This window comes from Amycolatopsis sp. MJM2582 (genome assembly GCF_000754115.1).
Classification (GTDB): Bacteria; Actinomycetota; Actinomycetes; order Mycobacteriales; family Pseudonocardiaceae; genus Amycolatopsis; species Amycolatopsis japonica.
The window spans coordinates 1072665-1095482 of record NZ_JPLW01000002.1; the positions used below are offsets into that span (position 1 = coordinate 1072665).

19 protein-coding genes are annotated in these 22818 nt (G+C 67.9%); 9 read left to right on the forward strand and 10 right to left on the reverse strand.

Annotated features, from left to right (window positions below; translation table 11 throughout):
• Positions 1-41: 41 nt before the first annotated feature.
• Positions 42-710 (forward strand): hypothetical protein, encoded by a 669-nt coding sequence (locus ED92_RS15160; protein ID WP_037338323.1) that lies wholly within the window; start codon positions 42-44, stop codon positions 708-710.
• Here ED92_RS15160 and ED92_RS15165 read toward each other — a convergent pair whose 3' ends face one another.
• The 4 genes from ED92_RS15165 to ED92_RS15180 form a co-directional block, all read right to left on the reverse strand.
• Positions 711-2036 carry an aldehyde dehydrogenase family protein gene (locus tag ED92_RS15165; protein WP_081975800.1) on the reverse strand — a complete coding sequence of 442 codons (1326 nt, stop codon included), beginning with the start codon at positions 2034-2036 and terminating at the stop codon, positions 711-713.
• Positions 2037-2517: 481 nt separating this feature from the next.
• Positions 2518-4851: a chitobiase/beta-hexosaminidase C-terminal domain-containing protein gene (locus ED92_RS15170; RefSeq protein ID WP_037338327.1), complete on the reverse strand. Its 2334-nt coding sequence runs from the start codon at positions 4849-4851 to the stop codon at positions 2518-2520.
• Between the two features lie 124 nt (positions 4852-4975).
• Complete coding sequence (locus ED92_RS15175; protein WP_063777593.1) at positions 4976-7339, reverse strand: LuxR C-terminal-related transcriptional regulator; 2364 nt, start codon at positions 7337-7339, stop codon at positions 4976-4978.
• 77 nt (positions 7340-7416) lie between these two features.
• On the reverse strand, positions 7417-7791 hold the full coding sequence (locus ED92_RS15180) for a hypothetical protein (RefSeq protein WP_235213280.1): 375 nt from the start codon (positions 7789-7791) through the stop codon (positions 7417-7419).
• 288 nt (positions 7792-8079) lie between these two features.
• Here ED92_RS15180 and ED92_RS15185 point away from each other — a divergent pair, with 288 nt between their 5' ends.
• The 4 genes from ED92_RS15185 (at position 8080) to ED92_RS15200 (ending at position 11533) form a co-directional block, all read left to right on the forward strand.
• Complete coding sequence (locus ED92_RS15185; protein WP_152610934.1) at positions 8080-9054, forward strand: transcriptional regulator; 975 nt, start codon at positions 8080-8082, stop codon at positions 9052-9054.
• A 79-nt stretch (positions 9055-9133) separates the two neighbouring features.
• The gene (locus ED92_RS15190) at positions 9134-9958 is read left to right on the forward strand and encodes a hypothetical protein (protein ID WP_037338331.1); all 825 of its coding nucleotides are present in this window, start codon (positions 9134-9136) and stop codon (positions 9956-9958) included.
• A 121-nt stretch (positions 9959-10079) separates the two neighbouring features.
• Positions 10080-10703 carry a cyclodeaminase/cyclohydrolase family protein gene (locus ED92_RS15195; protein WP_037338332.1) on the forward strand — a complete coding sequence of 208 codons (624 nt, stop codon included), beginning with the start codon at positions 10080-10082 and terminating at the stop codon, positions 10701-10703.
• Positions 10700-11533, forward strand: a complete 834-nt coding sequence (locus ED92_RS15200) for a bifunctional 5,10-methylenetetrahydrofolate dehydrogenase/5,10-methenyltetrahydrofolate cyclohydrolase (RefSeq protein WP_037338334.1) — start codon at positions 10700-10702, stop codon at positions 11531-11533. The genes ED92_RS15195 and ED92_RS15200 overlap by 4 nt, the downstream gene beginning before the upstream one ends.
• Positions 11534-11577: 44 nt before the next feature.
• Here the strand turns inward: ED92_RS15200 and ED92_RS15205 are convergent, their stop codons facing one another.
• Positions 11578-12150: a TetR/AcrR family transcriptional regulator gene (locus tag ED92_RS15205; protein ID WP_037338336.1), complete on the reverse strand. Its 573-nt coding sequence runs from the start codon at positions 12148-12150 to the stop codon at positions 11578-11580.
• A gap of 113 nt (positions 12151-12263) precedes the next feature.
• Between ED92_RS15205 and ED92_RS15210 the strand changes: the two genes are divergently transcribed.
• Positions 12264-13004, forward strand: coding sequence for a class I SAM-dependent methyltransferase (locus tag ED92_RS15210; protein WP_037338339.1), 741 nt, complete (start codon positions 12264-12266; stop codon positions 13002-13004).
• A gap of 44 nt (positions 13005-13048) precedes the next feature.
• Here the strand turns inward: ED92_RS15210 and ED92_RS15215 are convergent, their stop codons facing one another.
• The 3 genes from ED92_RS15215 to ED92_RS15225 form a co-directional block, all read right to left on the reverse strand.
• Positions 13049-14503 (reverse strand): cellulose binding domain-containing protein, encoded by a 1455-nt coding sequence (locus tag ED92_RS15215; protein WP_081975801.1) that lies wholly within the window; start codon positions 14501-14503, stop codon positions 13049-13051.
• Positions 14500-16842 carry a cellulose binding domain-containing protein gene (locus tag ED92_RS15220; RefSeq protein WP_235213281.1) on the reverse strand — a complete coding sequence of 781 codons (2343 nt, stop codon included), beginning with the start codon at positions 16840-16842 and terminating at the stop codon, positions 14500-14502. Before ED92_RS15220 ends, ED92_RS15215 begins: the two co-directional genes overlap by 4 nt.
• Before the next feature lie 121 nt (positions 16843-16963).
• Positions 16964-17329, reverse strand: a complete 366-nt coding sequence (locus ED92_RS15225) for an RNA-binding S4 domain-containing protein (RefSeq protein WP_007029562.1) — start codon at positions 17327-17329, stop codon at positions 16964-16966.
• Positions 17330-17502: 173 nt separating this feature from the next.
• On the opposite strand from ED92_RS15225, the gene ED92_RS15230 reads away from it, so the two are divergent.
• Positions 17503-19044: a GMC oxidoreductase gene (locus ED92_RS15230; protein WP_037338347.1), complete on the forward strand. Its 1542-nt coding sequence runs from the start codon at positions 17503-17505 to the stop codon at positions 19042-19044.
• Positions 19045-19086: 42 nt separating this feature from the next.
• Here the strand turns inward: ED92_RS15230 and ED92_RS15235 are convergent, their stop codons facing one another.
• Positions 19087-19566: a carboxymuconolactone decarboxylase family protein gene (locus ED92_RS15235; RefSeq protein WP_037338350.1), complete on the reverse strand. Its 480-nt coding sequence runs from the start codon at positions 19564-19566 to the stop codon at positions 19087-19089.
• On the reverse strand, positions 19563-20642 hold the full coding sequence (locus ED92_RS15240; RefSeq protein WP_037338352.1) for a dihydrodipicolinate reductase: 1080 nt from the start codon (positions 20640-20642) through the stop codon (positions 19563-19565). The genes ED92_RS15235 and ED92_RS15240 overlap by 4 nt, the downstream gene beginning before the upstream one ends.
• A 375-nt stretch (positions 20643-21017) precedes the next feature.
• Between ED92_RS15240 and ED92_RS15245 the strand changes: the two genes are divergently transcribed.
• Positions 21018-22178: a Cmx/CmrA family chloramphenicol efflux MFS transporter gene (locus ED92_RS15245; protein ID WP_037338355.1), complete on the forward strand. Its 1161-nt coding sequence runs from the start codon at positions 21018-21020 to the stop codon at positions 22176-22178.
• Complete coding sequence (locus ED92_RS15250; RefSeq protein ID WP_037338357.1) at positions 22169-22765, forward strand: SUMF1/EgtB/PvdO family nonheme iron enzyme; 597 nt, start codon at positions 22169-22171, stop codon at positions 22763-22765. The genes ED92_RS15245 and ED92_RS15250 overlap by 10 nt, the downstream gene beginning before the upstream one ends.
• Positions 22766-22818: the final 53 nt, after the last annotated feature.

The following is a 22818-nucleotide window of genomic DNA, read 5'->3' on the forward strand; positions in this document are numbered from 1 at the left end:
AGCCACCGCCAGGTACTCATCTGGCAAGGAGGACGAAAATCGTGGCCGAGCACGACGCATCGCAGGCAGGGCCGTTCGGCAGGCTTTTCCGGGCCGGCTTCCACGCCCTCTCCGCACTGCGCGGAGCGCGAGCGTTCCACCCGAACGGCCTACTGCTCAAAGGCGAGCTTCACGCTTTGAGCCGCGACGACCTCGCGCTGCCGCCGGAACCGGTGACCGTCACCGTGCGAATGTCCAAAGGTGCCGGTCTCCCGGGTCGTATACCCGACGCGCTGGGGCTGGCGGTCCGCGTTCCCGCCGCCGACGGCGATCCGTGGGACCTCACCTTGACCACTTCGGCTGTCCGGGTGGTGCCGCGGCCGGCGCGATCCTGGACCACCGGCCGCTTCAGCTCGTTGTTGCCCTATCGCGTGAACGGTGAACTGGTCTGGCTGTCGGCCCGCGCGGAAACGCCGCGGCGTGCCGAGGCATCACTCGACGCCTTGAGCCGACTGGTGAAGGAAGGACCGGTGACCTACCTCGTCGAGACCGTCCGCGCGAACGGGCACCGGAAGCCCTGCGCGACGCTCACCCTCCATGAGGTGAACGAAGACGCCCCGCGCCCCGCCTTCGATCCGATGCTGAACGCTCCCCCCGGCTGGGAGCTGCGGCCCCGCTGGCTCACCGGGTTGCGCGAGCACGCCTACGAGGGCAGCCGCGAAGGACGCTGATCATCCCGCGAGCGGCTTGTCCAGCACCGCCTTCACGTGGCTGAAGTTCTCGATCGAATAACGCCCGTGATAGCGGCCCATTCCGCTCTCCCCCACCCCGCCGAACGGCAGTTCCGGCGCCGCGAGGTGGATGATCGCCGCGCCGAACACGAGCCCGCCCGACGAGGTCTCCGTCTCGATCCTGCGCTTGGTTTCCTCCGATTCGGTGAAGGCGTACAGCGCCAGCGGCTTGTCGCGTTCGTTGACGAACGCCAGCGCGGCGTCGACGTCTGGTACATCGATGATCGGCAGGATCGGGCCGAAGATCTCGTCCCGCATCACCGGGGCGTCCGGTGGGACATCGGTGAGCACGGTCGGCGCGATGTACTTCTCGTCGCGGTCGGCCTGACCGCCGACGACCACGGTTCCGTTGTCGAGCAAGGCGGCGAGCCGGTCATGGTGCCGGGTCGAGATGATCCGGCCGTAGGCTTCGCTGGTGGCCGGGTCGTCGCCGAACATCGCTCGGACGGTCTCGGCCAGGTGTTCCGCCAGCTTCGGGCCGGTGTCGCCGATCGCGAGGACGTAGTCGGGCGCGACGCAGGTCTGACCCGCGTTGGCGAACTTGCCGTAGGCCAGCCGCTGGGCGGTCACGGCGAGGTCCGCCCCCGGCTCGACGATCGCCGGGCTCTTCCCGCCCAGCTCCAGCGTGACCGGCGTGAGATGCTTCGCCGCCGCGGCCATGACGATCCGCCCGACCGTCCCGTTGCCGGTGTAGAAGATGGTGTCGAACTTCTGCTCCAGCAACGCCGTCGTCTCGGGGATCGCGCCTTCGACGACACGGACGCCCTCGACGTAGTTCGGCAGATGCTCCGCGATCGCGGCCGAGGTGTTCGGCGACAGCTCACTCGGCTTGACGACCGCGCAGTTGCCCGCCGCCAGCGCGCCGACCAGCGGCGCGAGCACCAGTTGCAGCGGGTAGTTCCACGGCCCGATGATCAGCGCGACGCCGAGCGGCTCGCGAACGACGCGGCCGTCGGCCGGTCGCAGCGGATACGGCAGGCCGGCGGGCTCCGGGTTCAGCCAGGAGTCGAGATTCTCCAGCGTGTGATCGATCTCGTTCCGCACGAGCGCGATCTCCGCGCGCTTCGCCTCGGCGGCGTTCTTGCGCAGGTCGGCGTAGAGCGCCTTGAGGAAGACGTCCGACTGCTCGGACAGGAGCTTCCGCAGGCCCGCGAGCTGCGTCCGCCGCCACTCCACCGGTTTCGTGACGCCGGAACGGAAGAGGGTGCGCAGTTCTTCGACGACGGCGGAGGCATCGCTGCTGGTCATGGCTTTGAGCCTAACCATGGATGCTGACGGATGCCCAGCGCTGGGCGGTATAGGGCGTTATACAAGAAGCCGAAAGCGTGACTCGCGTGATCAGGGACGTGACTCGCGTGATTGGAGGCCGCACTCGGGTGTTCCGCCTTTGATCACGCGAGTTCCGTCTTCGATCACATGAGTGCGGTGCCACGACTCTGTTCCTGCTGGTCGAAAGTCCGTGAAGGCCTCCTTACCTACCCTGAAGGTAGTGAAGGAGGCCTTCACTACCTTCAGAGACCGCCACCTGCAGCCCGCCTACACCAGCAACCACAGCAATCACCACGACGGCGCGTGAAGGCCTCCTTCCCTCGGCTCAGCCGAGGAAACTCGACCTTCACACCTTCCCAAGTACATGAAGGCCTCCTTGAGGGACTCTGAGTCCCTCAAGGAGGCCTTCACGGACTGGACCACAGGCGCGGCGTGCGCGAAGGCGTGACTCACGTGAGTGCGGTGCCGCGCCCGGGAGTTACGGGTAGCTCACCAGGTTGCTCGGCCGCGTGTCCGGCGGCGTCACCGCCCCGGCGTCGTTGATCACGTGGGTGATGGTCCCCTTGTAGTTCAACGAGACCGTCACCAGATTGTGGAACCGGACGCCGGAGCGGTTCGGCACCTCGAACGCGTGATACAGGTTCACCGACGGGTTGTCGTTGAAGAAGCAGTAGCTGCCCAGGCCCCACGCCTCGTGCGTGGTCACGGTGTCCCCCACCTTGTAGGCCGCGTATCCGTTGAGCCCGTTGGGACTCTTCCAGCCCGCCTGGTCCGGAACGTCGTACGGGATCTCGTTCTGAAAGAAGATCGTCCTGCCGTTCTGGCCGTTCCAGATCACCTGGTACTTCTGGTAATGCTCGACGAACAGGCCGGTCGCCAGCACGTTGTCGCCGTTGACGATCACGCCGGTGTCGCCGGTGTTGATCGTCCAGCCGTAGGTGCCCGCGTTGCCGTGGTCGGCCCGCCAGGCCCAGATGTGGTCGATGATCGTGTCACGGCTGTTGACGATCAGGCTGTTCGACGCCTTCCCCGCGATCTGGCCGCCGATCCGGAAGAACACGTCCTGCAAGGTCGTCGGGTTCGCCGCGTGGTTCGCGGTCGAGCCCGCCTGTCCGACCGTGAGCAGCGACTGCGAGTTGGTCGTTCCCGCGTCGAACAGCAGCCCCTTGAGCCGGACGCCGTCCACGTCGGCGACCTTCATGGCGTCGACGCCGTTGTCCGGCACCAGCGTCGGGTAGCCGACACCGAGGACAACGGTGTTCGCCTTGGTCACGTTCAGCGTCTGGTTCAGGTGATAGACGCCCGGCGTGAAGAACAGGTTGCAGCCCTGGGAAAGCGCGGTGTTGATCGACGACGCCGTGTCCCCCGCCTTCACGACGTAGAACTGGCTCATCGGCAGCGAAGAACCCTGGGTACCGCCGTTGGCCCAGCTCGGTCCGGAAGCGTTGGTACGCAAGGAGGGCAGGAACACCCGGTACTTGCCGGAGCCGTCGAGGTAGAGGTACGGGACGTCGCGGGACACCGGAGTGGTGCCGAGCGTCGTCTCCGGCGGGTTCGGGAAGGTGTTCGCGGGAGCGCCGCTCGTTCCGGAGAAGACCATGTTCCAGACACCGCCGTCCCAGCTGCCGTAGCTGCTGTCCCGGGTGTACCACTGCTGCTGCGAGATCGACGCGGCCTGTCCGGAGACCTTGGTGTCGGCGGTGTAGCCGCCGCTCGCGAACCCGTAGCTGGCCGGGTAGAGCTGGAGTCCTCCTCGGATGTCCATCCGGCGGAACGGCGCGGCCTGCGCGACGGCCCAGCGGGTCGAGCCGCTGCTCGGGACGACGGCGAGGTTCTCCGCCGAGCGCCAGAAGTTCTGCAGCGCCACACCCTTGTCCGACTCGTTGAACGCGTCGACGGTCACGTCACCGTTGATCACCACGTCGCCCGGGTTCTGCCCGAGGCCCGCGACCGAGGTGTAGTAGCCGACGTTGTCGTGGATGCCGTTGTACACACCGGGCTTGAACAGGTGCGCGTACCGGCGCTCGGTGAACTGCGCGGTCAGGGTGTCCTTCTGCGCGTTGAAGTCCGCGTCGAGCCGGGACTGGATCGACGCCGCGGACATCCCCGGGTCGAAGATCCGCACGTTCGGGCCGAAGTCCGGCACCTCGGCCTGAGCCGGGCAGGTCGCCTGTGTCGATCCGATCGTGTAGCTCGCCGACGCCACCGGGGAGCTCGCCGAGCCAGCTTTGAGGGCGATCGCGGAGATCGTCGAGGACGCGGAGACCGTGATCGGCCCGGTGTACAAAGTGGACGACGCCGTCGGCGTGGAACCGTCCACTGTGTATCGGATCGTCGCGCCGGAGGTCGCGCTCGACAGCGTCACCGAACGGGCGCTCGGGTAACTGCCGCCCGGCGGATCGAAGGTCGGTGACGCGACCGTCGTGCCGCTGCCGCCGTGGGTGTACGTGAAGTGCGGGGTGTCGTACTGCGGCCCGTTCTTCTCGTAGGTGAACCAGTAGTCGAGCACCGTGCCGGCCGACAGCGAGCCGACGGTGTGCCGCCACGTGCCCCCGTTGTCGGTCATGCGGACGTTCTGCTGCCCCACTCCCGGAACGCCGGTGTAGTGGATGTCGACGTAGCGCGCGGGGCTCGCCGGCGTGAAGGAGAACTGCGCCTGGGTCGCGTTCAACGACGCGGCGCTCTGGCTGTAGTCGGCGGCCGCGGCGGTGGCACCGCCGATTCCCGCCGCGATCAGGAGTGCGGAAAGGCCGAGGGCGAGCGCGCCCCGGAACCCTTTCCGCCGTTCGGGCTGCACAAAGATCCGGTTCACGTCGTGACACCTCCGGCGTTGGAAATCCACGGGCGAAGCAATTCGTTGCGCGCCACAACAAAGTAGCCGTCCGTGCGATATGTCCAGATCACGCTTCAGTAACACTGGTGGTCCAAACCACTGACTACGCCGGACGGCCCCTCGAAGTACCGCCGTTCCGATCGCCTCGCACCGCCGTTCGGGTCACCCAGGCCGCGATCTGCGCACGGGAATCGAAGTCCAGCTTCCGCAGGATGCGCTGGACGTGGCCCTCGGCGGTGCGGCGGGAGATCACCAGGCGATCGGCGATCTCCCGATTGGACAGGCCGTCGGTGATCAAGAGCGCGACCTCGTGCTCTCGGTCGGTGAGCACCGTCTCGACCTCGGCGGCGGGACCGCTCTCCGTGCCCTCGGCTTCGTCGAGCGCGAAGGCGACGGCCTCTTCCAACGTGAACTCGCTCCCGTGCCGCGACATGGCCGCGTACCGGCTGTCACCGAGCGCTTCGCGGGTCCGCGCCTCACAGTCACCGTGCGGGGCACCGAAATACTTCGAGCCGAACATCGGGTAGCCGACCGATTGCCAGATCCGCCCGGCGCAGCCGAGCAGGGTCGCCGCACGCACCCAATGCCGCAGCGACGACTCGATCCACGCGAGCACCTCGATCGACAACACCATGCCGAGCAGATCGTTGAAGGTGCGCTTGATCCTCAGGCAGGTGCGCGCGTAACCGATCGCCGGCTCGAGCTCGCCCCGGTTCAGCGCCACGAGCGCCAGCACGTAGATCGCGTAGGCGTAGGCCCATTCCTCGCCATGCGCGGCGCCGATCGCGCGCGCCTCTTCACACAGCTCCGCGGCCTCCTCCAACTCGCCGAGGAATATCGACGCGATCGCCATCTCGATTCCGGCCAGCATCACGTTGCCGTTCATCTCGCCCAGCCGTCGATAGCGGATCCGGGCGTCCTGGAACAGGTCCTTCGCGTAGCCGACGTCGTCGCCGACCAGCGCGTTGCAACCCAGGCGGTGGATCGCGTAGGCGAGCGCCGCCTCGTCCCCGACCCTGCCCGCTTCGGTGCGGCACTCCCCCAACAGAGTCACCGCACGCGCGACGTCACCCTGCAGCGTTGACACGTATCCGTTGACCCACAAAGCTTTCAGTCGGTCTTTGCCGCCTTCGCGGACGGCTTCGAGCGCGTGGTCGAGCCAGTGCCTCCCCTCCCCCAGCACACCGCAGCCCGCCCAGTAGAACCACAGCGTGCCCGCGAGCTTCAACCCGGTCCTGCCTTCGGACGGCGTGGCGAGGCAGTAGTCGAGTGCGGCACGCAGGTTCGCGTGCTCCAGTTTGGTCCGCGCGCAGATCTCCGCCTGCTTCGGCCCGAACCAGTCCCGCTCGCTCCGCTCGGCTTGCGCGAGGTAGTAGTCCCGATGACGGCGCAGGACCGTGTCCTCATCACCCATTCTGTGCAGCTTCGCCCTGCCGAACTGACGAAGCGGCTCCAGCAGCCGGTACCGCGTCCGGTCGCCGTCGCGTTCGACGAGCAGGACCGACTTGTCCACCAGCCCGGCCAGGTGCCCGAGCACCGACCGAGCGGACAGCCCCTCCCCGGCGCAGACGGATTCGGCCGCGGACAAGCTGAACCCACCCCCGAAGACCGACGCCCGAGCCCAGAGGATCCGCTCGGCGGCTCCGCACAGGTCGTGGCTCCATTCCACCGCCGCCAGCAGCGTCTGGTGCCTGGGCAGTCCGCCGCGTTCCCCCTTGGCGAGCAGGTGGAAGTTGTCCGCCAGCCGGTTCGCCAGGTCGTCGAGCGACAGCGCCCGGACCCGGACCGCGGCCAGTTCGATCGCCAGCGGTATGCCCGCGAGCATCCGGCACACGTTCGCGACCAAAGCCTGGTTTTCGTCGGTGACGACGAAGCCCGGCTCGACCGCGGCCGCCCGTTCGGCGAACAACGCCATCGCCGGATAGCCACGCCACGCCCCCGATCGCAGCGGGATCCGGGGCTCGGGCAGCGACAACGGCGCGACCTGCCAGAGGTGCTCTCCCCGGATTCCGAGCCGTTCCCTGCTGGTGACGAGGAAACGGAGTCCCGGCGACACCCTCAGCAGCCGATCCACCGACGCCGCACAGACCTCGATCAGGTGCTCGCAGTTGTCCAGGATCACCAGGATCCGGCGCTCCCGCAGGTGATCCGCGAGCACGTCCACCTGGTCACGGCCCGTGTCGTCGCGGACTCCCAGCGCCTCCAGCACCGTGTGAGCCAGCAAATCAGGGTCGGTCAGATCCGCGAGTTCGACGAACCAGACACCGTCGGGGAAGGCCCGGCGCAGTTCGGCGGCGGCGTGCAGGGCCAGCGTCGTCTTGCCGACGCCGCCGACCCCGGTCAGGGTCACGAGCCTCGCCTTGGACAGCAGTCTTTTGACCTCGGCGACGTCCCTTTTCCGACCTACGAAACTCGTGGTCCCGGCGGGGAGGCTGCCCGGCCGGCCTGCTGCGGCCGCGGTGCCCACCCCAGAACCCTACGGACGCCCGCGACCGGCGGTCAACGAGGCCGGTGGCCCGTTCGCTCGGTCAGCCCAGTCCGGATTCAGTGGTCCGGCACCACATAAAGCGTCGACACTTCGCCTCCGTGCATGGCCACGAGGCTGGTCCGGCAAGCGAAGAGCACCTCGCGGTTCGCGACCGTGTCCGGCGGGACACCACAGCCGTCGCAGGAGAGTTCGACCGATCCGGGAAAGGTCTCGTCGATCTCGACGTCGACCGTGCGGTCGCAGCGCCGGCACCAGCGATGGCCGGTGACGACCAGCACGTGCAACGGATCGGAGATGCACTGGTGTACCCAGCACCGGTGCACGTAGCAGGTCGTGCGCGCGTGTGCGCTCAACCCGTGTTCCTCCGCCACGTCTTCGGCGGCGAGGATCGCGGCCAGCCGGCGGTCGGCGAGCTCGCCGTACCGGTCCACACGACCACCCGCCCGGGGTGGCGTACGCGCGTCCTCCGAGGAGACCAACCGGAGACGGGCTCGCGAAGGCGGTGTAGCACTTAGCACCATGTGGGTCTCGACCTTTCGGCATCCACTGGAAGTCCTACCAGGTTGCTCTCGTTCCGCCTGGACGACACCCGTACAACTACCTGTCTTCTTACCTGAGCGCACTTTGAGTTTCGAGGTGAGACAGTCGCGGCGGCGCTTCGGCCGAGCTACGCTTTGAGCCACGAAATCGCGCTGGGGTTACGTCAGGGGTTAACGACCATGACAGATCCTGAAGCCGCCTCCCGCCGCCACCTCATTCCGGACCGGGTGCGGGACCATGATGTCGAGGCGCTGGAAAAACAGACGAAAGCGCTCCGCGCCGTCGACTACCAATGCGGGGGCGGAATGTGCCGCGACGCGGTCGTGGTCCGGATCCGGCGCGGTCATCGAATGCTCGCGATGCCGATCTCCGAACCGTTGCGGGCCAGGCTTTTCTCCGCGGTCGCGGATCTGCACAACCTCGCCGGATGGACGTGTTTCGACAGCGGTCACGTCGGCGCCGCGCACCATCATCTCGATGTCGCGCTAGAGCTCGCCGCCGACGGCGAAAACGCCGAATTGATCGCGAACATCCATTACCGGCGAGGCCGGATCGATCTGCATTACGGAGTGATGGACGAAGCCCTCGCGCAATTCGAGCTGGGCAGGCTCGCCGCGAAGCGAGCCGGTTCGAAGCTGGCCGCGAGCATCCTGAGCGCGAACCAGGGCTGGGCCTACGCCAAGAAGGGCGACGCGAACCTCGCCATCGGGCTGATGGATCAAGCAGGCGAGGAATTCGCCGAGAAGGGTGACACCGAGTCACCCGACTGGGCGAGGTTCTTCACCGAGGTCGACGTTTCCGCGATGGCGGGCTCGGTGCACACCGACCTGGCTTTGCGCCGGGGTGGCCGCCATGTCGGACAGGCGATCGCCGCGCTCACCGACGCCGTACGCGGATACGGTCCGGAAATGGCGCGCAGCCGTTCCCTGTGCCTGGCCATGCTGGCCACGGGACACGTTCTCGGCGGGGACGGCGACCAGGCGCTGTCCGTCGGCATCCAAGCGATCGAAAGCGCCGAAACGGTCAAATCGGTCCGCACGAAAGACCGGCTGCGCCCACTCGAGCGAGAAGCCGCCAAACACCCCGATGACCCGGCTTGCCGGACTTTGTCCGAGGCGGTGACCTTGTTCGTCACCGGCCGCGACCAAACCTGAAGAAGATCCGTTTGTACGGACCTTGTACTCCCGCTGCCCATGCTGCCCGGACCAACCGGATCCGTTCAGGAGGCAGGAATTGTTGACCAAGGTAGCCGTGCTCGCGACAGCGACCGCGCTCTCCTTCGGCGTGGCCGCACCGGCCGGCGCCGAAGTGACCGCGTTGCCGACGGCCAGCATGGAAGCGGTGCTCAAGGCCGCGCAGATCGACCCGCGCCGGGCGGACAGCGCGCTGACCCCCGGCGCCAAGGACAGTGTGCTGCTGGTGGAGCAGGCGCTGGCCGCCAAGGGGTTGCTCGACCAGCAATACGTCGACGGCCATTTCGGCACATCGACGATCACGGCGTACTCCAGCTACCAGAAGTCGCTGGGCTACACCGGGATCGACGCCTCCGGCCTGCCGGGAAAGACGTCGCTCGAGAAGCTGGGCGAGAACCGTTACACCGTCACCGCGGTGGTCTCGGCGGGTAGCCGCCTGACCTACCACGGCAAGACGATGAACACCCGGACCAAGGCGATGCTGGTGAAGGCCGAAGGTCTGCTCGGCAGGCAGCTCACCATCACGCAGGGCTCGTACAACCCCGGCGGCGTCGGTGCTTCGGCCGGGACGCACGACGGTGGCGGCGCGCTCGACATCGGTGTCGAGGGCATGTCCTCGACCACGCGGACCGACGTCGCGCGGAAGCTGCGCCAGGTCGGCTTCGCGGCTTGGGTCCGGACCCCGGACCAGGGCTTCGCTTACCACATCCACGCCATCGCACTGTCCGATCCGGACCTGTCGTCCGGCGCGCAGCACCAGGCGGGCGACTACTACCTCGGCTACAACGGCCTCGCCGGTCGCGGTGCCGACGACGGCCCCGCCGTGTCGCCGAAGCTCACTTGGGAGGAGTACCTGCGTTCCTGAACACCTTCACCGAAGGCCACCTTCGCCGACATTGATCGTCGCGAAGGTGGCCTTCGGGCTGTCCGGGCACGCACGGGTAGGCTTCGACGCGACGGCAAAACCAGCGGGAAGGGAACATCGCGTGGAGGCTCAACCGGTCGGTCAGTGGCTCGACGAGCTGGCATCGAAGGCCTCGACGCCCGGTGGTGGCGCGGGTGCCGCGATGAACGCCGCGGTCGGTGCCGCCCTGGTCTCCATGGTGTGCAACCTGACCATCGGCAAGCCGAAGTACGCCGAGCACGAGGCCACCATGACCGAGGCGCTCGCCAAGGCCGAAGACCTCCGCGCGCGGGCTCTCGGCCTCGCCGCCGACGACGCCGCCGCGTTCGACGCCGTGGTTGCCGCGTACAAGCTCCCCAAGGCCACCGACGAGGAGAAGCAGGCCCGCACGGCCGCGATCCAGGCCGCGCTGGTCGGCGCCGCCGAGGTGCCGCTGCGCACGGCCGCCCTCGCCGCCGAGGTCATCGACGTCGCCGCCTCGATCCTCGAAGGCGCCAACACCAACGTCATCTCCGACATCGCGGTCGCGGCCTCGTCCGCGAAGTCCGCGCTTGAATCGGGAGTGGTCAACGTCGAGGTCAACCTCGCGTCCATGTCCGACGAGCAGCTCCGCAAGGAGACCGAGGCCCGCCTCACCGAGTACACCCCCGCGGCCGGGCGCGCCGACGCCCTGATCGCCCAGGTTCGCGAAAGGCTCGCCCGATGACCCTGATCGACGGGCGCGCGATCGCCGCCGCCATCACCGCCGAGGTCACCGAGACCGCCGCCAAGCTCCGCGAATCGGGCACCGCCCCGACGCTGGCCGTGCTCGTGCCGACCGACGACGACGCCACCGCCTGGTACGTGCGCTCGATCGAGCGTGCCGCGAAGAAGGTCGGCGTCGACTGCCGCGTGGTCCAGCTCGAGAAGCCGACCGGTGCGGACGTCACCCGCGAGCTCGACGAACTGTCCGCGGACCCGTCGGTCCACGGCATCATCTGCCAGACTCCGCTGCCCGAAGGCGTGACGCTCGACGACGTCGGCGCGCATATCGACCCGCGCAAGGACGTCGACGGCGCCAACCCGGTCAGCCTCGGCCGCCTCACCGCCGGCCTCCCGACCTACGCTCCCGCCACCGCCGCCGCGGTGCTGGAGATCCTGAAGCGCGAACAGGTCGCCCTGTCCGGCGCCCAGGTCGCCGTCGTGGGCCGTTCGACCATCGTCGGCAAGCCCGCCGCGCTGCTGCTGCTCGGCGAGCACGCGACGGTGACCGTCTGCCACTCGCGCACCAAGGACCTCGCGGCGGTCACCAAGGCCGCGGACGTCCTGGTCGTGGCCGTCGGCCGCGCGCATTTCATCGGCGCGGACCACGTCAAACCCGGTGCCGTGGTGATCGACGTCGGCACGAACCCGACTCCCGAAGGCGGCCTCGTCGGCGACGTCGACCAGGCCGCGGTCGAGGAGATCGCGGGTTCGATCACGCCGGTCCCCGGTGGCGTCGGCCCCGTCACGACGTCGCTGTTGCTGCGGCACACCGTCACCGCCGCGCAGTCCTGATCCACCGAGGGAGGCGGCGAGTCCTCTGAGGACTCGCCGCCTTTTCAGGTCCCGATCACCGTCTCCACCACCTTCCGCACCTGCGCGATCTCCGGTGCGGGCGCGGTGCGGTCCGCGTACAGCAGATGCGTGGCACCGATGAGCGTGGCGGCCAAAGTCTCGACGTCGGCGTCCTCGGCGACCCGGCCCAGATCCCGCTCCGCCTCGAGGTAGCCGCCGATCATGACGGCGGCCTGGGTCAGCACCGGAACCCCGGCGGGCCATTCTCGGCGTAACCGGGCACGAAGCTCGTCACGGAAGATCACGAGCGGGACGATCGCGACCGCGACCGACTCGAACACCGCCGTGAGCGCCGTGGTGAGGTTGTCCACCACCGTCCCGGTGCCGACGGACTCCCTCAGCCCCTTCTCGTCGAGCTTCTCGATCCGGTCCAGCACGAACTCGGCGAGAAAACCGTCGAAATCGTCGAAATGCCGGTGCAGTACGCCTTTCGCGCAGTCCGCCTCCGTGGTCACCGCCCGGCTGGTGAGCCCGCTCGGCCCGTCCCGCAGCAGGACGCGTTCGGCGGCGTCGAACAACTGCGCGCGGACGGCGCGCAAAGCCACTCCTGTCGGCATTCGGCTCCCTTGCGTTGACGAGTGGGCAAGTGCCCACTTAAGGTGGGCGCATGCCCACTCTACCTTCGGGGCAAGAGCCTCATCGCCATCGACAGGCCGCGGAATCCTTCGGCGTGGACGTCGAACGCTACGACCGGACCCGGCCCGCCTATCCCCCGGAACTCGTCGAACACCTCATCGCCGCCGCGCCCGGCCGCGAGACCCTCGACGTCGGTGTCGGCACCGGCATCGAAGCGCGACAGTTCCACGCCGCGGGCTGTCACGTGCTGGGCGTCGAGCCGGACGCGAGGATGGCAGACTTCGCCCGGCAGAGCGGAATCGACGTCGAAGTCGCGAGGTTCGAGGATTGGGAGCCCGCCGGACGCCGATTCGACCTGCTCGTCTCCGGACAGGCCTGGCATTGGGTCGACCCCGTGGCCGGCGCCGCCAAGGCCGCCGAAGTCCTACGGCCCGGCGGACTCTTCGCCGCGTTCTGGCACGTACCCGAACCGCCGGAAGAGGTCGCGGACGCCTTGGCGGACGCTTACCGGCGGCTCGTGCCGGACGCCCCGATCGACCTCAAGAGCGTGCCGAAACAGCCCTCTGACCCGTACGGGCCACTCATCGTGAAGGTCGCCGACGGTCTGCGCGAAGCGGGCGGGTTCGGCGAGCCGGAACGAAGCCGTTACGACTGGGACCGGGTCTACACCCGTGACGAATGGCTGGACCAGCTGCCGACGTTCGGCTCGCTGACCTGGGTCGAATCCACAGTGCGACAAGAGATCCTCGCTGAAGTCGGGGCGGCGGTCGACAGGATGGGCGGCCGGTTCACCGCGCGCTACGCCACCGTCGCGATCACCGCTGTCCGGGACTGACCCGCCGGTGACGGGAGCCGCGCCGCTCCCGTCACCGGCGTCCGTCAAGGCGTGACGGGGACGTTGGTCAGCCCGTTCACCGCCCTGGACACGGTGTTGGACGCGTAGACGACGTTCGGCCGTTCCGAGCATTTCGACGCCGACGTGATCTTGATGGCGTACTGGCCGACGCCGCCGAGATCGGACTTGTTGTCCCGCCAGACGTTCCCGCAGCCGTTCGGGAACGACAGGGTGGTGGCGGGATTGTGCGTCTCGTAGCCGTTCGCGAAGGTTCCCGGCGAGGCGAAGGTGCCGGTGTTCCCCTCGATGACGTATCCGAATCCCTTGACGTCGATCCAGGAATCGGCCGAGTTCTGCCCGGAAATCCCTTGACCGTCGAAGGTGTTGCCGCGGATCACGCCGCCTTCGGTGCCCTCCTTGACATCGATGCCCTCCGCGGCCACGTACGGTCCGATGTGGTTATTGAGCACCTGGATCCGGTCGCTTCGGTCGACCCCACCGGAGTTCCCGTGGCAGGCCCAGTTCGAGTTCGCCGAGCCGAGGTAGACGCCCTCGCCGTACCCGGCCTGCACGAGCCCGGTGTGGCTGATCGTCGAGTCACGGATGACGCTGTCGGCCGAGGAACGGCGGAAGTGCACGGCCTCCTCGTCGATCCGGTGCACCCGCACCCCTTCGATCACCGTGTGGTGCGAGTTGTCGGCCACGATCCCCTTCTTGGCTTCCTGCACGGTGAAGCCCTGGAGGTGCCAATACGGCGCGCCGTACAGCCAGAACCCGTACCCGGAATCCCAGCCCGCCGTCGGGGCCGGGCAGGACGGTGCCTCACCGGACGGGCCGTCGTTGATCAGGACCGCCGTCGACGGTCCGGTCACCGTGATCGGTGCGTCCGCCGTGCCGGGTTTCGTCGCGACGAACGAACCCCGATACGTTCCCGGCGCCAGCCGGATGGTCCGGCCGGGGATCGCCCCGGCCAGCGCGGCTTGCAGTTCCGCGGCGGTGCCGACGTCGACGACGTCCCCGGACGGCACGCTGGTCGTGGTGGTCGTCGGCGAAGTGCTCGTGCTGGTCGGCGACGGCGGAGCGGTCGTCGTGGTCGGAACTCCTCCCCCGCACGGGCTGCCGTTGACCGTGCATCCGGTCGGCAGGCCCAGGCCCGTGGTGTTGAACCCGAAGGACGCCGTGGCGCCGGGTTTGATCGTGCCGTTGAAGGCGGCGTTGGTGACCTTGTAGTGCTGCCCGCTCCTGGTGAGCACCGAGCTCCACGACGTGGTGATCGCGGTGCCCTCGGGCAGATCGAACTCGATCGTCCACTGTGTACTGTTCGCGTCGCCGGCGTTGGTCAACGTGTACTTTCCGCCGTATCCGCTGTCCCAGGCCGAGCTTTGGGCGAACGTCGCGGTCAGGCTCGGGGCGGCGGCTTCGGCCGTGACGACGGCGCCGAACAGTCCCGCCGCCGACGCCGTGGCCGCGATCGCGGCGAGCAGTCGTTTCCTCGTCATTCCGTGCCTCCGCATTTGGTTCCGGCGATCGAGCAGGCGAGTGGCAGCCCCTGACCGGCGGTGTTGAAGCCGAATGTCGCCGTGCCGCCGGGTTGGACGCTCCCGTTGTACGTGGCGTTCCCGAATCGGTAGTGCTGCCCGCTCTTGGTCAGCACCGAACTCCAGGAACTCGTGATCGTCGTCCCGGCGGGCAGGTCGAACTCGACCGCCCACGAACCCACGGAGGCCGAGCACGTGTTGCTGATCGTGAAGCCGGCGCCGTAGCCGCTGTCCCACACCGATTTGCGGGTGAAGGTCGCGTTCAGGCAGGCAGTGGGATTCTGTGTCGTCGTCGTGGCGGACGTGGTCGTGGTCGTCGTGGGGCTCTGGCTGGTCGGGCTCTGGCTGGTCGGAGAAGACGGCGGCGTCCCGTCGACGGACTTCAGGAACAGCGACGACGCGGCATCCGTCTTGGACGCATCCACCCCGTGCCCACCGGTGTAATCCCGCTGCTCGTTCTTCGCCCAGTCGGCGATCGGAGTCCCGCCGACGTCGAGGTGCTTGTAGGCCGTGCCGTCCCACCCGAAGGAGTAGACGCGGTGACGGTCGGCGTAGAAGTCGTTATACGGGCCGTTGTCCGCGAGCTGTTTGGTCATGGCGTTGTTGAAGAACACGTTGCGGTAGCCGGAGCCGCCCGACCACTTGACGGCCTTCTTGCCCGCGCCCCACCAGATCGGGAACCAGTTCGAGTCGTCGGCACCGCCGCCGCCCTCCTCGCCGCAGTTGGCGCGGCAGTTCCCGGACCGGTGCGCATACGGGACCTTGACCGTGTTGAGCTCGAAGAGGTTGTTGCGTTCCCAGCCGCCGTGGAGGTTCAGGTCGGAGTCGAACGAGTTGCCGATCACCACGTTGCCCGCCGCGGACCACTGGAAGGTGAAATGCCGCAGCAGGGTCGAGGTGTTGCCCGCGTAGAGCGAATCCCAGACGCGGGAGCCGCGGAAGTAGCCGTTGCCGCCCTTGCCCTTGTTCCACGAACCGTTGAGCTCGTTGTCGACGATCTGGAGGTTCTTGGCCTCCTCGGTGACGATCGGGTGCGAACCGGTCATGTCCGCGCGGATACCGCGGACCCAGGAGTTCGCCGCCCATTTGAACACGATCCCGTGCATCTCCGCGGCGGGCGCCATGTTGCCGTAGTTGTTGTTCGCGTCCGCGGGGTTCAGGCCCGGCATGTCCTGGGTGAACCCGAGGTCCTCGAACCCGACGCCGAGCACCGGGTCGACCAGCGGCGCCGCCTTCGAGTCGTAGGTGGCGCCGTCGATCGGGGCCGAACCGTCCGAAGTGGAGTTCACCGGGACGTCGTACTCGAGCGGTTTGTCGAGGGTGATGGTGCGTGCCGTGGTGTCGAGCGCGGCGATCGTGAAGATCTGCTGGCGCATGTGCATGTTCAGCAAGGGGAACGTGGTCGGCGTCGCCTGCTGCTGCTCGTAGAACTTCTGCGAGTTGGCCGCCCGGATGTTGACCAGGTTGCCGGCGGCGAGCGAGGTCAGCGCGCCGCTGCTCGCCAGGTGGACGACCTTGTCCCCCGTCCGCGCGGCGAACGCCGTGTCACCCGGCTTGCCCCGCAGCTTCACCCCGGCCTTCCAGTGGACGTTGATCGTGCCCTCGAAGATGTCCTTGCGGTTCGCGGGCGCGGCGGCGTAGTCGCTCGCGTAGGACGTGTGCACTCCCCTGGACTGGACGCGGAACAGCCCGCGGCCGGGCCACAGCCAGCCGCCCTTGCCCGCACCCGAGGTCATCCCATCCTCGTCCCAGTCGGAACCGTCCGGGGTGAGGGCGTCGTACAGGGTGTTCGCGTCCGGCTTGTAGACGAACTTCGTGGTGTCCTTGCCCGCGCCGCGCAGGATCAGGTAGTCGGCGTCGACGTGGATCTCGTGCGTGACGTCGAACCGGCCGGCCGGGAAGGTAATCGTGCTCAGCTTCGTGTAGCTCCCGGACGGCGAGCACGCGCTCTTGATCTCGTCGATCGCAGCCTGGATCCCGTTCGTGTCGTCGGCGCCGTCGTCCGGTTTGACGTTGTACTGGCTCGCCAGCTCGGCCGCGGTGACCTGGCAGGCGGCGTTCGGATTCACTTCACCGGCGCCGGGTAGCGCGGCGCCACCGCGATATCCGGCTTTGGACCAGTCGTAGAGGCCGGCGACCGGCGCGCGGCGATTGGCCGCGCCGAGGTCGAGGCCGGTCAGCGCGCCTGGTCCCGGCGCCGCGTCCGCCGCCGGGGGCGGTACCTGCAGGAGCGCGACGGTGGCGACCACGGCGGCGACCGCCGGTAGGACGGCACGACGAAGAGGACTTTTTCGGGACACCCGAAACCTCCGTGACGGACTGACGGAAGGTGTTGCGGCGTGTACACCCGGACCCCGTCTTTATAGTTCACGTCCCTGGCGTCCGTCAACGGATGTGAATCACGTCCACGTATGTGAACGGTCAGCGCTCTCCTGAGCGGAAGCGATCGAGCACGCGACGTTCCCGTTTGGTCGGACGCCCCGCGCCGCGCTCCCGCCGCGCGACCGGCACGGCGGCCTCGGGCGGCGGGGCCGGAGTCCGGTCGATGAAACAGGTCGCCGCGTCGGCGGCACCGACCCGCTTCTGGATCACCCGCGTGACTTCCAAGATCCGCGTCGTGTCGTGAACCCGCGCACGGACCTCGTCGCCCGCCACGACGGTGGTCGCCGGTTTGGCGGGTTTGCCGTTCACGCGGACATGGCCGCCACGGCAGGCCGCTGCGGCGTCCGGACGCGTCTTGGTCAGCCGGACGGCCCACAGCCAACGATCAACTCGAGTGGACTCCACAGCAGTACATAGTGGCCTATCGGCCGACGTTATTGCCACTCGGTATAGACGCAGGTATAACTTGTTCTAAATCCCTCAACGGTGAGGAAGATCACGTGAGCGACGAAACCATGTGGAGAAGCGCTTCCGGACAGTTATCGCGTCGCCTCTTTATTGCTGGAACTGGTTCTATCTTGGGGGCCGCCGCCCTCGGTGGGACGGCTTCCGCGAAAAGTTCGATCGCCGACGCCGCCCGAATCCCGGCACTCGTCATCGGCTCCGGATACGGCGGCTGTGTCGCCGCACTCCGGCTCGCCGAAGCCGGCGTCGACGTCCACCTCGTCGAACTCGGCATGGCCTGGGACACCCCGGGCACGGACGGCAAGATCTTCGCCAACACCACCAAGCCCGACTATCGCTCCTTCTGGCTGCGGACGAGGACCAAGCAGCCGTTGAGCAACTTCCTCGGCTTCCCGCTCGACAAGGACGTCCCGCGCCACACCGGGATCCTCGACGCCGAAGAGTTCAGTGGCATCACCGTCTACCAGGGCCGGGGTGTCGGCGGCGGCTCACTGGTCAACGGCGGGATGGCCGTCACGCCGAAGCGCGAGAACTTCGGGTCGGTTCTACCGACGGTCAACGCGGACGAGATGTACGGCGTCTACTACCCGCGCGCCAACGCGGGTCTCGGTGTGGCCACCATCGACCCGGACTGGTTCGAGACCGCCGAGTGCTACCAGTACGCGCGAGTCGGCCGGAAACACGCGCAGCGGTCGGGTTTCCCGTTCCTGTTCGTCCCGGACGTGTACGACTGGGACTACATGAAGAAGGAACAGGCGGGCACCGTTCCGAGGTCCGCGCTGGCCGGGGAGATCCTCTACGGCAACAATGCGGGCAAGAAGTCGTTGCAGCAGACCTATCTCCCGCGGATCAAGGCGACCGGGCGGGTGACGATCTCGGCGCTGCACCGCGTCACGTCGGTCACGCCCGCGTCCGGCGGCGGATACACCGTGACGATGGAACAACTCGACACCGGAGGCACGGTGACGGCGACGAAGTCGGTCACCGCGGACAAGGTCTTCTTCGCCGCAGGCAGCGTCGGCACGAGCAAACTCCTGGTCAAGCTGAAGGCGACCGGCGCCCTGCCCAACCTCAACAACGAGGTCGGAAAAGGCTGGGGCGACAACGGAAACGTCATGTGCGGCCGGGCGAACCACATGTGGGACGCCACCGGGGCCCTGCAGTCGTCCATCCCCACCGCGGGGATCGACAACTGGGCGGCGGGCGGGGCGTTCGCCGAGGTCGCGCCGCTGCCGACCGGTATCGAGACCTACGCCTCGTTCTACCTGTCGATCACCAAGAACCTCAACCGCGCGACGTTCTCCTGGAACCCGAGCGCGAACAAGGTCGACCTGAACTGGCAGACCGCCTGGAAACAGCCCTCGATCGAGATGGCGAAGACGATCTTCGACAAGATCAACGCGAAGGAAGGCACGATCTACCGGACCGACCTCTTCGGCACGTACAAGATCTGGGGCGACCACCTCACCTACCACCCGCTCGGCGGCGCGGTACTCGGCAAGGCGACCGACAATTACGGCAGGCTCCACGGCTATCCGGGCCTTTACGTGATCGACGGCGCGTTGATTCCGGGCAATACGTCGGTGAACCCGTTCGTCACCATTACCGCATTGGCGGAAAGGAACATCGAAAAGATCGTCGCCACCGATCTGTGACGACGATCCCTAATAGGCCGGGGCCGCCACCCCGGCCTATTCTCATATCTTCGGAAGAACGCAGACGGTGTCGATGCCCAGAACGTGGTTCAGCCGTCCGAAGGCGAGCCAAGAACCGATGCTCATGCTCAGTTCGACGATCTCCTTCTGGCTGTAATACTCGGCCATCCGCTTCCAGAATTCGTCGTCGATACCGTGGTGGTCGAGCGCGTAGCGTTCGGCGTACTCGGCGGCCAGCCGGGTCCGCTCGTCGAACGCGTCGGTGGTGCGCCACTCGGTGACCGCGTCCGCGAACTCCTCCTCGACCTTCACCCCGTCGCGTTCGGTCCGCCAGTCCAGGCAGAACACGCAGCCGTTGATCTGCGCGATCCGCAGCCGGGCCGCCTCGAACTCGCGCAGCCCCAGTGTGGTGTGCGAGTACACCGCGAGCGAGAGATTCGACGCCGCGACGCCGATCCCGGGCACCATCTCGCCCCACACGTAGCCGATGGGGTCCTTACCCTCGGGAATGTCGATGTTCATCGCGCGCTCCTTCCGAGCTTGCCGGTAGCCGGTCGCAAGGGGACGTCGAGTGCGTCGTAAAGGCCCGGTTTCGCGTCCACGAGCCAGTCGATGGCACCGACCAGCCTGCCGACCGCGGTCGCGTTGCCGCCGGCGGACCGGTTCTCGCCCTCGTCGGTGGCCTCGACGGAGACCTCGATCCTGGGACGGCCTTCGATGATCACCTTGTGCGCGCCGTCGCCGCTGGGCGGCATCGGCCAGTCCGGCGCGCACGAGGCGTGGATCCGGGTGACGTGCTCGACGACGATGCGGGGTTCGCCGTCCACGATCCCCTGCACCTCGAACCGGACGGCGCCCTGCGTACGCGCCTCGAACTCGCCCATCGCCCGCGTGGTCACGGTTTCCTCGAGCGGGCGGCGCTCGAGCGTCTCGCGGATCTCGTCCAGTTCGACGCCCAGACCGCGGGCGATGAGCCGCACCTGCCCGCCCCACACCATCGTGGGCACCGACGGGGCCAGCATCGGCGGCTGATAGTCCATCGGCTGCCCCATCCCGACCAGATAGCGGACGGAATCCGGCTGGTCGTAGGTGGAGTAGTCGAAGATCTCCTGGCAGCGGACCGCGTCCACGGTGGTGCCGAGCCCGCTGATCAGCAACGGCAGGATGTCGTTGCCCCAGCCGGGATCCACCCCGGAGACGAACAGCGAACCGCCGCCCTCGGCGATCGCCGCGAGCACCGGCTCACGTAGCTCGTCCGGCGCGTTGCGCTGGTCGTACAGCGCGTAGAGCGCGGGCGTCACCACGACCGCCCCTGCCTGGACCGCGCGGACGATGTCGGCCAGCGCTTCGGCGGGCCGGATGTCACCGGACGCCGCGTACACCACCGCCCGTGGCCCCGCCGCCATGACGGCTTCGACGTCATCGGTCGCCGCCACACCCAGTTCGCCGTCGATCCCCGCGAGCGCGGCCGCGTCACAGCCGACCTTCGCGGGATCGTACACGAGCACTCCGGTGAGTTCCAGCGCCGGATGCGCGTCGACGGCCCGGATGGAGGCACGGCCGATGTTGCCCGTACCCCAGACAACCGTGGGAATCATGAAGTCGAGGTTAACCGAATCCAAGTGCGGTTCCCAGTACCGAAACAATCACGAAAACCGCAGGTCAAACCGCATTACTCGGGTTCATTCGAGCGGGCAACGAAACCGTTCCGGTACGCGGAACGAGCACCGTTTTCCCCGCGTCCGGCAATACCCGTTGGACCGGTCGCGCGACGTCTGTGTAATGTGCGCTCTCGTGACGAGCCCCGAGTCGGACAGAACCCCGCCGCCGGTCATCCGGCGGCGAGTCGTCGTGTCCTGCCGTTAGGTCCTCTCGCCTCCCGGTGACCGGAGCGCTGTTCCGTGCGTCCGGCCGGGTTCCACCCTGTCCAGCGCACGGCTCCTCCTGCTCACCTTTCCCATGGGAGTCGTCCGTTGCCCCTGTTCGTCTATGTCCTCGGCCTTGCCGTTTTCGCGCAAGGCACCTCTGAATTCATGGCCTCCGGTCTCGTAACGGGGATCGCCGGCGAGCTGCACGTACCGGTGGGCGCGGCCGCCACGCTGACCTCGGCCTACGCCGTCGGAATGATCGTCGGCGCTCCCGCGATGGCCGTGCTCAGCGCGCGCTGGCCCCGGCGCCGGGCGTTGGCCGGGTTCCTGGCCGCTTTCGTCGTCGTGCACGTCATCGGCGCGGTCACGACGAGCTTCCCGCTGCTGTTCGGCACCCGGGTCGTCGCGGCGGTGGTCAACGCGGGATTCCTCGCCGTGGCGATGCCGGTCGCGACCGCTCTGGCGCCACAAGGGAAACAGGCGCGGGCGACCGCGATCCTGTTGGCGGGCATCACGTTGTCGTGTGTGGCCGGAGTTCCCGCGGGCGCCGTGCTCGGCGATCTCGCCGGCTGGCGCTCCGCGTTCTGGGCGGTGGCCGCGTTGTGCCTTCCCGCACTGGTGCTGGTGTTCCGTTCGGCACCCACCAGTGCGGCGACTCCGCCCGAGGTCTCGATCAAGCGTGAAGCGCGCGAACTGAAGACACCTCCTGTCCGCCAGGCGATGCTCTTGGCCGCGTTGGTCAATGGCGCGACCTTCGCGACGTTCGCCTTCCTCGCGGTCATCGCGACGGACGTCGCTCGCCTTCCCGGCGGAGCGGTTTCCGGACTCCTGGCGGCGTTCGGCGTCGGCGCTTTCCTCGGTGTCACGGTGGCGGGCCAGACGGGAGACGGCGAACTCCGGCGCGGTCTGGTGCTCGCGTTGTGCGCCTTGCCGGTGGGCTGGGCCGCACTCGCGGCCACCGGCGCGCAACCGATCGCGTTGTTCGTCCTGGCGACCGTCCAAGGTGGACTGTCGTTCGGCTGCGGTTCCGCGCTCGTGGCCCGGGTCATGCACGTGACTCCCGGAGCTCCGACGCTCGGAGGTTCGTTCGCGACGGTCGCGCTCAACGTCGGCGCGTTCCTCGGGCCGGTGCTCGCCGGTTTCGTCACGGAGTCGACGGCCGACTACCGCTACGCCATCTGGATCAGTGCGGCGATCGCACTTGTCCCGCTTCCGTTCGTTCTGCGGAAGGCGGGCTGGGTAACATCGGCCGGACCATGGAAATGATCACCGTCCCGGCTGGCCGGGCGACGCTGGCGGACCGGCGGACGCAGCGGAGCTGGACCGTCGATGTCGCGTCGTTCCTGCTCGCCCCCGTTCCGGTCACCCAGAAGACCGGACGGCTTCCCCTCGTCGACGTCTCCTGGCAGGACGCACTCCTGTTCTGTAACACCTTGTCCGAACGCGAGGGGCTGACTCCCGTCTATGAGCTGGATTCGCCGACCTGGGACCGGTCCGCGAACGGCTACCGCCTGCCCACCGAAGCGGAATGGGAACACGCCTGCCGCGCCGGCACGACCGGCCCCCGTTACGGACCGCTCGACGAGATCGCCTGGTACCGGGAGAACTCGGCGGAATCCGTGCACGACGTCGGCGGGAAGGCGCCCAACGCGTGGGGCCTGCACGACATGCTCGGCAATGTCTGGGAGTGGTGCTGGGACGTCTACGACGCCGAGGTGTACGGCGAGTACCGGGTGCTGAAGGGCGGTGGCTGGTTCGACGAGCAGTGGAGCTGCCGGGCCTCGGTGCGACGTCGCAGCCATCCCACGTTCCGTGTCGACGACGTCGGCTTCCGGCTCGCCCGGTCACTGTGACCCCGGCCTCTCGCAGGTGTCGATCACCCGATTGAATGACGCCAGGACACCCG

What these genes read in the sequence shown, in the direction of transcription:
- ED92_RS15205 (WP_037338336.1), bottom strand. Translation starts at nt 12,150, where the DNA reads ATGCCGACAGGAGTGGCTTTGCGCGCCGTCCGCGCGCAGTTGTTCGAC.
- ED92_RS15235 (WP_037338350.1), bottom strand. Translation starts at nt 19,566, where the DNA reads ATGAACATCGACATTCCCGAGGGTAAGGACCCCATCGGCTACGTGTGG.
- ED92_RS15240 (WP_037338352.1), bottom strand. Translation starts at nt 20,642, where the DNA reads ATGATTCCCACGGTTGTCTGGGGTACGGGCAACATCGGCCGTGCCTCC.
- ED92_RS15215 (WP_081975801.1), bottom strand. Translation starts at nt 14,503, where the DNA reads ATGACGAGGAAACGACTGCTCGCCGCGATCGCGGCCACGGCGTCGGCG.
- ED92_RS15250 (WP_037338357.1), top strand. Translation starts at nt 22,169, where the DNA reads ATGGAAATGATCACCGTCCCGGCTGGCCGGGCGACGCTGGCGGACCGG.
- ED92_RS15185 (WP_152610934.1), top strand. Translation starts at nt 8,080, where the DNA reads ATGACAGATCCTGAAGCCGCCTCCCGCCGCCACCTCATTCCGGACCGG.
- ED92_RS15165 (WP_081975800.1), bottom strand. Translation starts at nt 2,036, where the DNA reads ATGGTTAGGCTCAAAGCCATGACCAGCAGCGATGCCTCCGCCGTCGTC.
- ED92_RS15200 (WP_037338334.1), top strand. Translation starts at nt 10,700, where the DNA reads ATGACCCTGATCGACGGGCGCGCGATCGCCGCCGCCATCACCGCCGAG.